This window comes from Pseudoalteromonas sp. Xi13 (assembly GCF_003952205.1).
Classification (GTDB): Bacteria; Pseudomonadota; Gammaproteobacteria; order Enterobacterales; family Alteromonadaceae; genus Pseudoalteromonas; species Pseudoalteromonas atlantica.
This window is the reverse complement of record NZ_CP034439.1, coordinates 1,095,426-1,107,752: the sequence shown is the minus strand read 5'-3', so window position 1 is coordinate 1,107,752 and position 12,327 is coordinate 1,095,426. Positions and strand designations below refer to the sequence as shown.

General features: G+C 41.6%; 9 protein-coding genes. 4 read left to right on the top strand and 5 right to left on the bottom strand.

Annotated features, from left to right (window positions below; genetic code table 11):
• The first annotated feature begins 110 nt into the window (after nt 1-110).
• Together ccsA and EJ103_RS04980 are read left to right on the top strand one after the other, a co-directional pair.
• Nucleotides 111-917 carry a cytochrome c biogenesis protein CcsA gene (ccsA, locus tag EJ103_RS04985; RefSeq protein ID WP_024031858.1) on the top strand — a complete coding sequence of 269 codons (807 nt, stop codon included), beginning with the start codon at nt 111-113 and terminating at the stop codon, nt 915-917.
• 61 nt (nt 918-978) lie between these two features.
• A complete protein-coding gene (locus EJ103_RS04980; protein ID WP_004587330.1) occupies nt 979-2,247 on the top strand; it encodes a CNNM domain-containing protein in 1,269 nt (422 codons plus the stop codon).
• A gap of 62 nt (nt 2,248-2,309) precedes the next feature.
• Here the strand turns inward: EJ103_RS04980 and EJ103_RS04975 are convergent, their stop codons facing one another.
• Together EJ103_RS04975 and gshA are read right to left on the bottom strand one after the other, a co-directional pair.
• Nucleotides 2,310-2,921, bottom strand: coding sequence for a transglycosylase SLT domain-containing protein (locus tag EJ103_RS04975; RefSeq protein ID WP_024031857.1), 612 nt, complete (start codon nt 2,919-2,921; stop codon nt 2,310-2,312).
• Between the two features lie 133 nt (nt 2,922-3,054).
• Nucleotides 3,055-4,641, bottom strand: coding sequence for a glutamate--cysteine ligase (gshA, locus tag EJ103_RS04970; RefSeq protein WP_126006354.1), 1,587 nt, complete (start codon nt 4,639-4,641; stop codon nt 3,055-3,057).
• 616 nt (nt 4,642-5,257) lie between these two features.
• On the opposite strand from gshA, the gene EJ103_RS04965 reads away from it, so the two are divergent.
• On the top strand, nt 5,258-6,805 hold the full coding sequence (locus EJ103_RS04965) for a methyl-accepting chemotaxis protein (protein WP_126006352.1): 1,548 nt from the start codon (nt 5,258-5,260) through the stop codon (nt 6,803-6,805).
• A 46-nt stretch (nt 6,806-6,851) separates the two neighbouring features.
• Here EJ103_RS04965 and clpB read toward each other — a convergent pair whose 3' ends face one another.
• The 3 genes from clpB to rluD form a co-directional block, all read right to left on the bottom strand.
• The gene (gene clpB, locus EJ103_RS04960; RefSeq protein ID WP_126006350.1) at nt 6,852-9,428 is read right to left on the bottom strand and encodes an ATP-dependent chaperone ClpB; all 2,577 of its coding nucleotides are present in this window, start codon (nt 9,426-9,428) and stop codon (nt 6,852-6,854) included.
• A gap of 97 nt (nt 9,429-9,525) precedes the next feature.
• Nucleotides 9,526-10,257 (bottom strand): peptidoglycan editing factor PgeF, encoded by a 732-nt coding sequence (gene pgeF, locus EJ103_RS04955; protein WP_126006348.1) that lies wholly within the window; start codon nt 10,255-10,257, stop codon nt 9,526-9,528.
• Nucleotides 10,257-11,234 carry a 23S rRNA pseudouridine(1911/1915/1917) synthase RluD gene (gene rluD, locus EJ103_RS04950; protein ID WP_004587336.1) on the bottom strand — a complete coding sequence of 326 codons (978 nt, stop codon included), beginning with the start codon at nt 11,232-11,234 and terminating at the stop codon, nt 10,257-10,259. Before rluD ends, pgeF begins: the two co-directional genes overlap by 1 nt.
• A 141-nt stretch (nt 11,235-11,375) precedes the next feature.
• Between rluD and EJ103_RS04945 the strand changes: the two genes are divergently transcribed.
• Nucleotides 11,376-12,140 carry an outer membrane protein assembly factor BamD gene (locus EJ103_RS04945; RefSeq protein ID WP_024031852.1) on the top strand — a complete coding sequence of 255 codons (765 nt, stop codon included), beginning with the start codon at nt 11,376-11,378 and terminating at the stop codon, nt 12,138-12,140.
• Nucleotides 12,141-12,327 lie beyond the last annotated feature (187 nt).

Here is a 12,327-nt window from a genome sequence, read left to right as displayed (position 1 = left end):
CAGCTTATTGAGTTTCTTTTTTTAGGTCTATGCAATTGCTTTGCTATAAAATACAATGTGCTTATAACAACAAGAATTATTTGACTCTAATTATAAGTGGCCCAAGCACAATGCTGATTATTAGTTTAACTATTATTGCCAGTTTATTTTATGTGTTAGCAACGTCTCACGTGTTAACACGCCTGTTTCATCAACAAGGTCCTAGCCAAAAGGTAACGGTTATTTTAAGTACCGTGGCTATACTAGCGCACATGCTGCTGTTGGTTAATTCGGTGTTTCGCTCCGACGGGCAAGATTTAAGTATTGTTAATGTTGCACTGCTGACCTGCTGGGTTATTGTGGTGTCGGTTACTGCGGTGTCGTTAAAGTTCCCTGCTACATTGCTGTTACCGGTTGTCTATGGCTTTGCAGCCCTACTCACCATTGCGAGTTTGTTTATACCGCACCATATTTTATTACAAAGCTTTAATATTGAAATAGGCCTTATCACACATATATCGCTATCACTGTTAGCATATTGCGTGTTAATTATTGCCACTTTATACGGCGTGCAGTTTTACTTTATTGATAAACGCTTAAAACGTAAAGATTTAGCAATTGTGCATAGCCATTTGCCACCATTAATGGTGGTAGAACGTCAGCTCTATCAACTATTAAACTTAGGTACGGTGCTACTTACCTTTGCCTTATTAACAGGATTTGTGTTTTTAGATGGGATGTTTGCAAAAGAATTTATCCATAAAACCATTTTATCGCTTGTCGCATGGGTTATTTTTGTCACTGTTGCGCTTGGGCACATGAAAAAGGGCTGGCGTGGTAAACCTGTGGTTATTACCATCATGGTCGCTGCATTTATCCTCACACTTGCTTATTTTGGCAGCCGTTTTATACAAGAAGTGGTGTTAAATAAGTTTTAACTTGACTCTGTTAGCTCACTCTAGCTTAATACGCATTGGTTTATAAAAAAAGGATCCATCGTTGGACGACATATCGACAAGTACCTTGTTTATCATTTTAGGTTTATTGGTGCTTTTTTCTGCTTATTTCTCGGGTTCAGAAACCGGGATCATGTCAATTAATCGTATACGCTTGCGCCACCTTGCAAAAGAGGAACATCGCGCAGCTAAACGAGTCAGTAAATTACTTAGCCGTCCAGATAGACTCATTGGCCTAATATTAATTGGTAACAACCTTGTAAATATCGCTGCTGCCCAGGTAGCCACTATCATTGGTATTCGTTTATACGGTGATTTAGGTATTGGTATTGCAACCGGTGTGTTAACGCTAGTGGTACTAATATTTGCAGAAGTAACCCCAAAAACGCTTGCTGCGTTGTACCCTGAAAAAGTAGCCTTTCCAAGCTCTATTATTCTCAAAGGGTTACTCAAAATACTATTCCCATTCGTGGTTGTTGTGAACTGGATGACCAACGGTATTTTACGTCTATTTGGTATCAGCTCAGCACAAATAGATGAGCACAGCATGAGTAAAGAAGAACTTAAAACAGTGGTGAATGAGTCAGGCGCATTACTGCCAGCTCGTCACCAAAGCATGTTGACTTCTATTTTAGACTTAGAGCAAGTGACCGTTGAAGATATTATGATCCCTCGTAACGAAATAGTGGCGATTGATATTAACGACGATTGGAAGCTCATTAGCCGCCAATTAACTCATGCTCAGCACACCCGTGTATTACTTTATCGCGACAATATTGATGACGCGGTAGGTTTTATCCATTCGCGTGACGCTCTTCGTCTTTTAACCAAAGAGCAATTTGATAAACCGTCATTATTGCGTGCTGTACGTGAGATTTACTTTATTCCTGAGGGGACGTCCCTAAATACCCAGCTATTAAAGTTCCAACAATCAAAAGAGCGTATTGGTATAGTGGTTGATGAATATGGCGACATACAAGGCCTCGTAACCCTTGAGGATATTCTTGAAGAAGTGGTTGGCGATTTCACTACCACGCAAACACGTACGCCAAGTGAAGAAGTGACCACACAAAGTGATGGCTCTTACCTTGTTGATGGCGGCGCTAACGTGCGCGACTTAAACAAAGAGATGGGCTGGGAGTTTCCTCTTGATGGCCCTAAAACACTCAGCGGTTTAATTGTAGAATACCTAGAAGATATTCCAGATGCTAATTTAAGCCTTAAAATAGCCGGCTACCCTGTTGAGGTGTTAGAGGTAAAAGAGAATATGATCAAACAGGTAAAAATTAAGCCAAATCAACGTAAGTTGTAAGTGTAAATAATGCATTAAAAAAAGGAGCCTTGGCTCCTTTTTTTTGCTTTTAAGATATGTAGTTAGCCAAAAAGCAGTCGCTCAAACCAGCCTTTATCAAGCTCCTCTTCACAACGTTTAAGCTGCGCACCATAACGGCTTGCGCGGTGTTTTACTTTATTAGCAACACTCATTAGCCACTTTTTCTTTTTATAGGTACCGCGTTTATAACCGCCCCACCCTTCGTGATAATTTAAGTATTGGGCGTAAGCATCCCATTTAGAGATACCATTTACTTTATGTGTTTTATAAACAAACCATGCCATAAAGTCGATTGCATCGTCAAAATCATCTCTATCAGCCCCACTGTTACCCGTTTCACGAATATAGTCAGACCAAGTTGGAGTTTTTGCTTGTGAGTACCCGTAAGCATCACTGGCACGCCCAGTTGGAATTATCCATAAAAAATACTCCATGGGTGGTGCGGCATCATGACGAAACGAACTTTCTTGGTACATCATGCTCATAAGAACATGTTTAGGTGAGCCCCATTTTTCTTGTGCATCTTTTGCATCAAAGTACCAATCTGACTTTTCTTCAAAAATTTTACAAAGATCATTAGGTTGCTTTGGCGGCGCAGTGGCACACCCAGCTAAAGAGAGGGCAAAAGATAAAATAATTGCATTTTTTTTCATTTTTATAAGATCTCACTGAACTTTTTAAAAAAGCGTGGGTCTGAGTATATGAATGCAGCAGTATAGCATTGTTTCATCCCTGAAGAATATTTACGCAGCCACCTTGGGCTGCGTTTTTTTTGCTTAAAAAAACTTAAGCAGATGCTTTGGCATTAAAATATTCATCTAAAAAGTCAGTAAAGCTTAGCGTGTCGGCGCGCTCTATTTCTTCTCGCGCTTTATCCGAGAGAACAACTTGTTGCTCTAGCCATTCTTTAGAAAACACATTGTAGTTGGCTTGAGCATGGCTTTGCTTATATTTATTAGCCAATTGAATAGCAAATAAACCGTTATCTATACCCGCACTTTCTAGCTCGCGCACATAACGCCCTGAAAAAGTCAGCGCTGGGTTATCAACCCAAGTAGCCATTTGTGCGATGGTTTCGCTGTAATAGGTCACCCCATACGCCTTATCCATATGCTCAGCGACTTCACTTAGTTGGTCAAAAATTTCTCTCCCCCAACTTTGTAACGTACGCTGTTGGTTGTTGTCGTTAAGCATAACACCTAACTGACGCCCCTGATTAACCACTGTATCTAAATTCTCAGTGCTGCGGGCTTGCTCTTTCCACTGCATTTCTGGAGAGTCTTTCAACAAACAATACGTTAAAAACACATCTAAAAAATGAATTTGCTCTATATCAATGCCGGTTTCACTAAACGGGTTTACATCCAGCGCTCTAATTTCAACATACTCAATGCCTGCTCTTAATAATGCATCCGTTGGTTTTTCACCACTTTTAGCATTACGTTTAGGGCGGATCGGCGAATAAAATTCGTTTTCGATTTGCAGAATATTTTTATTAAGCTGCTTAGGTGTTGCTGTGGTGTAGTCATCAATATCGCCGTATAAGTCAGAAGGCGTGTTGATTGCTTTTTTAAGCCCAGCAACGTACTCATCAAGTGAGTTATACATTACGCGTAATGAAGATTGCGCACTGTTGGTGTAACCTAAATCACCCAAGCGTAGCGCGGTTCCTACTTCTAAATAAAGTGTTCCTTTACCTAGCTTTTTAAACGGTAGGTCAGTTTTGCGCCCTTGTAAAAAAGAATTACATAATGCAGGTGAGGCACCAAACAAGTAACTAATTAACCAAAGCTCGCGTTTAAAATTACGAATAAGCGCTAAATAACCATCCGATATAAATGCTTCTAGGCTTTGCTCACTTTGCTTTAAGGTGTGTAAAGATTGCCAAAGTGTTTCTGGAAAAGAAATATTAAAATGAACACCCGCAATCGCTTGCATCATACTACCGTAACGGTTTTTTAATCCTTCACGGTATAGGGTTTTCATACGCGCAGTATTTGAGTTACCAAATTGAGCCAGTACGATGTCGTCTTGATCTTCAATAAAGCATGGCATACTGATGGGCCATAAAAGCTCATCACCCATGTGCTCAAGTGTAAACTTTTGCAGGTCTTTTAATTGCGCTAAGGTTTCTGTCGCTGATTCACTAACAGGGGTAATAAATTCAAGTAATGACTCTGAAAAGTCGGTAGTAATATGTCCGTTTGTTAATGCACTACCTACGCCTTTAGGATGTCCTAAAGTGGAAATGGCGCCATTACCTTTAATACGCAACGACTCTCGCTCAATACCACGTTTGATCCCTTTAATTGCGTGCTGATGCGGTGTTGCTGATAACGCGTTTAGCGCGCTAGATAAATCATGTATAGTCAAAAAATGCTTCCTCGGCCACGTGGCTTAATCTTAGGGTTATGGGGGCTAATTGCCCATACTCAAGATTAAATTGTTAAGAACAATATAATTTTTCAAAATTTTTAGCTATTTACCCTGTTGAGCATGCGCTTGATACAATAAGCATCAACCAGCAAGCTAATCTTGCCACTGCTCACGCTAATATACAATCGCTTTGCTAGGGCGTGTTGGCCTTTGTGAATTGAAATTTGTCCAAACTAAGGGCGATTCAATCGCAGCGCGATATTTGTAACCTAATGGGCTCGATAACTACTCTGCATTATTCTAATAACTTACACCCATGTAAGAATAAGTAAAAACCGAACAAAGCTTTCGCGTCCTGCTCATACCCCTTGCCTAAAAACCAAACACACTGCTGTAAATTCAGCCACCAAAAATCCTCACGCCCCAAACATAAAGACCCTGAATTAATAGATTACACTTCATAAGCTTTAACATTTTAAATGCAGTATTTGATATAGATCATAAAAAGTCGCAATTTTGATGACAATTTTATTTAGCGCAGCGCCTTTACTTCACCTCCTTTTGTTTACCCAATACAATGACAAGTTAATTAAAAAGGATGGTTAAAACTAACATGCGTCATAATCAAAGCTTAATAAATGAAGAGGTTCACTTTAGTGATGCTCAGCAATTGGTATCCACAACCGATTTACGAGGAGTCATTACGTATGCAAATAAGGCATTTTGCGATGTAGCAGGCTTTAGTGCCCAGGAGCTCGTTGGTAAAAATCATAATATTGTGCGTCACCCAGATATGCCCAAAGCAGCATTTAAAGAAATGTGGAGTACGCTAAAAAGCGGCCACTCATGGCGCGCCATAGTAAAAAATCGATGTAAAGATGGGCGCTATTACTGGGTTGATGCATTTGTAACCCCTATCTTTGAAGGTGATCAGTTAGTTGGCTATCAATCTGTACGTACAAAACCAGATAAAAAACATGTTTTAACAGCCCATAAACTATACGAAAAATTAAATAGCGGTAAAGCCGCTTTTAATTTTAAAGAACGCACACACTTGCGCCAAATGCTTACGTTAGCCATTGTATTTAGCTGGCTAATAATGAGTGGGTTTGCCTTTTCAACCATGGCAGCGGTTATCAACGTATTAATTTGCGTGCTTATTTTGGCCTTAAATTATCAAGAGCTTGTGGCAACCCCTGCTAAATTAAACACCGATAAAGAACATTCTGACTCTATCTCGCGCTATGTTTTTTGCGATAACTCACCGCTAAGTGTGAGTGACTTTAAAGAGCAAATGTTACTTGCTAAGCTCAGAACTGTATTGGGGCGCGTAAAAGATGCCACCTATGCCTTTAATAACATTGCTGAAAACCTAGATGATAAATCGACGCTCACCGAAAAAGGCATTGAGGCGCAAAGCACACAGCTTACACAAATCGCCACTGCTATGGCGCAAATGACCGCCACTATTGGTGAGATTTCGAATAGTACAACAACTACCGCCGACAAAGTTAATTCTACTCAGCACAGCTGCGCGGATATAAAACAACATATTGCTGATAACAAAAAAATGGTATCTGAGCTGGCAACCCACGTAGATCATGCTGCCAATACGGCTAATAACCTCGCGCAGGAAGCAGATAAAATAGGCCAAGTAATGAATGAGATAGAAGGTATTGCTGAGCAAACCAATTTACTAGCGCTTAATGCAGCAATAGAAGCCGCAAGAGCAGCCGAGCATGGCCGTGGTTTTGCCGTAGTTGCTGATGAAGTACGTGCCCTTTCATCTCGTACGCAAAGTGCTACGGGGCAAATTCACAGCTCGATTAAAGATATACAAGATACATTGGTTAATTGGTCAAAGGTAATGCAAAGTACAAAACTACAAGCTGAGGGCTGCGTACAAACAACCGAGCAAACACACCAAGAGCTCGATAGTATATTCAATCAAATTAGTGAAATAGCATTACTTACAAACAGTATATCGACGGCTGCAGAGGAGCAGCAGATGGTGAGCCATGATATTGCTAATAATGTAGATAATATAAAAGAGGTGAGTAACGAAAACTTAGCTTTAAGTTTTGACGTTGCTAAAGATGCCGCAGAATTAGTTGCCGGCTCTCAAAAAGTAAACAACCTACTTTATACATTTAAAGTATAAAGCAAGGCAATAAGCCGCCTGCTTGGCGGCTTATTGTGCGTCTATATTAGCGTTTTGAAAAAATCAGGCCCTGCTCGTTTGCATCTATCACGACAATATCGCCAGGGTTATATTCTCCCCCTAATAGCTGCTGAGCCAGTGGGTTTTCAATTGTTTGCTGAATAGCTCGTTTTAATGGGCGAGCACCGTAAACAGGGTCGAACCCGCTAGAGGCAATTTTTTCAAGCGCCGCATCACTGATCTCTAATAAGTAGCCCATTTCTGTTAAACGCTCACGCAATTTAACAAGCTGAATATCGGCAATTTCTTTAATATGCTCATTGGCAAGTGGATGAAATACGACGGTTTCATCAATACGGTTTATAAATTCTGGCCTAAATTCGTTAACGAGCACATTCATAACTTTGCTCTTAAGCGTTGCGTAGTCGTTTGAACCCGCTTGCTCTTGAATAATATCTGAGCCTAAATTTGAGGTCATAATAATAACCGTATTTTTAAAATCAACCGTACGCCCTTGCCCATCAGTAAGGCGGCCATCATCGAGTACTTGCAATAAAATATTAAATACATCGGGGTGCGCTTTTTCTATTTCATCAAGCAAAATTACAGAGTAAGGCTTACGGCGAACGGCTTCGGTTAAATAGCCGCCTTCTTCGTAACCAACATAACCGGGAGGCGCGCCCACTAAACGTGCTACAGCGTGTTTTTCCATAAACTCTGACATGTCGATACGCACCATGGCATCTTCTGTATCAAACATAAAACCTGCAAGCGCTTTAGTAAGCTCTGTTTTACCCACCCCAGTTGGTCCTAAAAATAAAAATGATCCTATTGGTCGATTAGGATCGGCAAGCCCCGCACGAGAGCGTCGTATCGCATTCGCGACCGCAACAACTGCTTCGTCCTGCCCTATCACTTTACTGTGAAGTTGTTCTTCCATTTTTAACAGTTTTTCTCGCTCACCTTGCAGCATTCGGGATACTGGGATCCCGGTCCAACGAGAAAGTATTTCTGCAATTTCGTCTTCGCCTACTTGGTTTTTTAGTAAGCTCATTTCTTGCATTTCAGCTTGCGAGGCTAAATCAAGTTTTCGCTCAAGCTCTGGAATTCTTCCGTATTGCAGCTCCGACATACGCTGTAAATCGCTTGCTCGGCGGGCAACCTCTAAATCAAGGCGCGCTTGTTCAAGCTCAGCTTTAATTACTTGCGTGCCTTGTAACGAGGCTTTTTCCGCATTCCATACTTCATCAAGCTCTCGGTATTGCGCTTCTAAGACGGTGATGAGCTGCTGCATTTCGCTGCGCCGCTTTTGGCTTGCATCGTCTTTTTCTTTAGCTAAAGCGTTATCTTCAAGTTTTAATTGAATAATACGGCGCTCAAGCTTATCTAAAGACTCAGGCTTTGAATCTATTTGCAAACGAATTGACGAGCCAGCCTCGTCAATTAAATCAATAGCTTTATCTGGTAATTGTCGGTCACTAATATAACGGTGCGATAAATGCGCAGCGGCGACAATTGCCGGGTCAGTAATATCCACAGAGTGATGTAACTCGTAGCGCTCTTTTAAGCCACGTAAAATGGCAATGGTGTCTTCAACTGAGGGCTCTTCAACCAATACTTTTTGAAAACGACGCTCAAGTGCGGCATCTTTTTCTATGTATTGGCGGTACTCATCAAGCGTAGTGGCGCCCACACAGTGTAGCTCCCCTCTAGCAAGCGCTGGCTTTAACATATTGCCAGCATCCATAGCGCCGTCGGTTTTACCTGCGCCCACCATAGTGTGAATTTCATCAATAAATAAAATCACTTGGCCTTCTTCTTTAGCCAGCTCGTTGAGCACCGATTTTAAACGCTCTTCAAATTCACCACGGTATTTAGCACCCGCCACCAGCGCGCCTAAATCTAGCGATAAAACACGCTTACTTTTTAGGCCCTCTGGCACTTCGCCATTTATAATGCGCTGCGCTAACCCCTCTGCAATGGCCGTTTTACCTACCCCTGGCTCACCAATAAGCACGGGGTTATTTTTAGTACGGCGCTGCAAAACTTGGATCGTGCGCCGAATTTCGTCATCTCGCCCAATAACGGGGTCGAGCTTACCTTGCTCTGCGCGCTCGGTTAAATCAATGGTGTATTTTTCAAGTGCTTGTCGGGTTTCTTCGGCGTTAGGGTCATCGACCTTTTGGCCACCGCGAATTGCATTTATAGCACTTTCTATTTTAGTTGCAGTGATATTAAGCGCTCTAAAAATATCACCTAAAGGGCCTTTGTCGTCACAGGCAGCTAATACAAATAATTCGCTCGAAATATACTTATCTTTACGCTTTTGCGCGTACTTATCACATAAGTTAATAAGCGAAGCCATATTATTAGAAAGCTGTAGGTCGCCCCCTACTCCTTCGACTTTAAACAGCTTTTCTATTTCTTGAGAAAGCTTGGTGTTGAGCTCATCTGCACTCACGCCTGCTTGTGCAAGCAAGGCGCGCACGCTAGAGCCATTTTGCTGTAAAAGCGCATACATTAAATGTACGGGTTCAATAAATTGATGATCGCGCCCTAATGCTAGCGACTGAGCATCTGAAAGCGCAGATTGAAATTTACTTGTGAATCTATCTAAACGCATGAGGGTTTACCTATTTAATAAACTAATTGCTTAATAAATGGGTATGTTAATAGAATTGTTCAAGGTGTTAAGAAGAATATTGTGGGGAAATAGTGTTTTATTTGCGCCAGATCAAACTTGCCATACGTCCTGTTTTACCTTCTAGCCGATAAGAAAAAAACAGTGATGGCTGAGAAACAGTACAATAATCGCCTCCGCTAATATTAATAACGCCTAATTGCTCAAGCTCAATGCGAGCGATTAGGTAAATATCGCACAAGTATTTATTATTGCTTTGTAATTTAAACGCCTCTTTAAACAACGGGGATTTTGCAATAAATTGCGTAGCAACCTCGGCGCCAACTTCAAATTGCTCAGCACCAATAGCAGGCCCAAGCCACGCATATATTTGCTTACTAGGCGCGCTAAAACAGGCAAGCGTATTTTTTATAATCCCTTTTTCAAGGCCGCGCCAACCACCATGCACTGCTGCAATTTCATGGCCATCATGACTTGTAAGCAAAATAGGCAGACAATCTGCACTCATAATAGCAAGAGGCTGATTTTTAACTTGGGTATACAACGCATCAGCACTGTGTAGTGTTTGAAAATTAAAATCTGCATCAACACAGAGCACATCGGCGCTATGCACTTGATTAAGCCACAGTGGCGGGTTTGGCAGGGATTGCTCAACCAAAGCACGGTTTTTTAGCACGTGCTCTGGATCATCATCAACATGTAGGCCTAAATTTAAGCTATTAAAAGGCGGCTTTGACACACCGCCTTCTCGGGTGGTACTGAGCGTACCTACCGAGGTTAAATTAGGCCAAGGGGCTGACAAAAAAGCCATTAATACTCTATGTTAGGGTTAGCTTTCGTATCTTCTCTAAGCACCTGAGTCATTGCCACCATGTCATCTGGAATAGGCGCTTGCCAAGTCATCATTTCGCCCGTAATAGGGTGCGCAATACTCAATTTTACTGCGTGTAAGGCTTGGCGATTAAATGTACGTAACATTTCAAACAGCTCTGGCGTAGCACCTTTAGGTGGACGAGGACGCCCGCCGTAGGCTCTATCGCCAATTAACGGGTGGTTTATATACGCCATATGAACACGAATTTGGTGTGTACGTCCGGTTTCTAGGCGAAGGCGTAAACGTGTATGAGCACGGAATTTTTCAGCAACACGGTAATGTGTAATAGCAGGCTTACCCATTTCGTGAACTGCCATGTGTGTACGCTGCGTTGGATGACGGCCAATCGGCTTTTCAACCATGCCACCTGCGGTCATAGTACCATTACATAAAGCTTCGTATTCACGCGTAAAGTTTTCGCGTTTTTGCAGTGCTTTAACTAAATGTGTTTGCGCCTGAATAGTTTTAGCCACCACCATTAAGCCTGTGGTGTCTTTATCTAGACGGTGCACAATACCTGCACGCGGTACGTTAATAATATCCGGAAAATGATGCAGCAATGCATTTAGCACTGTGCCATCTGGGTTACCTGCACCTGGGTGAACGACTAGGCCCATAGGTTTGTTGATAACCAAAATATCATCATCTTCATAAACAATGTTTAATTTGATATCTTGTGCTTCGTATTCGCGTGGTGCTTCAATGCTGGTTTCAACATTTACAACTTCACCACCGAGTAGTTTTTCTCGTGGTGTGTTATAGATTTCACCGTCAACGGTGATTTTATCATCCAATATCCATGTTTTTATACGTGAACGTGAATAATCAGGGAACAATTGCGCTAATACTTGGTCTAGACGTTTACCACCTAACTCGGTAGGAACCTCGGCTTGAAGTGAAATTTGTTCTGACATTAGTAACTTTACCCAATTTACCAGTGCAAGCTGTGCCTGACTGGGTTAGAATCGCTTTTAATAAAAGCATAATATAATACGCATAGTTTACTCGGTTTTACCGCCGTGGCCTAGCCGAAGACATCGAAGGTAACAAATAAAATGATAAATAAAATAGGGAAACGTGCATTCGCCATTGTTTTTTCAGCTTCTGTACTTACTTTAGGGGCCTGTTCTTCTGCGCCTGATCAAGAAGATATCCAACGCGTTCCTAACAAATCTGCACACGCTTTGTATGAAGATGCAAAACAGACGCTCGACTCAGGTTTATACGCCCGAGCAATTGAGCTGTTAACCGCTATTGATTCACGCTACCCATTTGGCCCTTTCTCAAAGCAAGTACAAATGGATTTAGTGTATGCCCATTACCAATCAGGTAATACAGAGCAAGCATTAGCTACTATCGACCGCTTTATTCGTTTAAACCCAAACCACAAAGATTTAGATTACATGTACTACATGCGTGGCTTGGTTAACATTAAAGCAGATAAAAATGCCTTCCAAGAGTATTTTGGCATAGACAGAGCTGACCGCGATGCAAACCGAACACGTGTTGCATTTACCGATTTATCGACGCTTGTAAAACGCTTTCCAAAGAGTGATTACGCACCAGAGGCTAAACGTCGTTTAGTGTGGCTTTTAAACCGCATGGCGCGTTACGAGCTAAAAGTGGCTAATTACTACTACGAACGTGAAGCTTACCTAGCGGCCGCTAATCGTGGTAAGTACGTTGTTGAGCATTACTCGCAAAGCAGCTATTTAGAGCCTGCACTTGAGATGATGGAAAAAAGCTACGAAAAGCTTGGTCTGACAGATTTAAGTGAGCACGCAAGACTAACGCGTGAATACAATGAATCTAACAAATAAGAATGGCAGAGGTTTTTATTTAAACCTATGTTGATTGTTTAAAAGCCCTCTCTGAGGGCTTTTTTATTGCCTAAAAATAGGTTTTGTTGATGGCAGTGGCACTTTTTAATGCTTAGCGATTAGCCATCGCACCACACTAAATATATCAATAGCAATTGCATCACACGCTTGTAGAGCGCTTGTAACA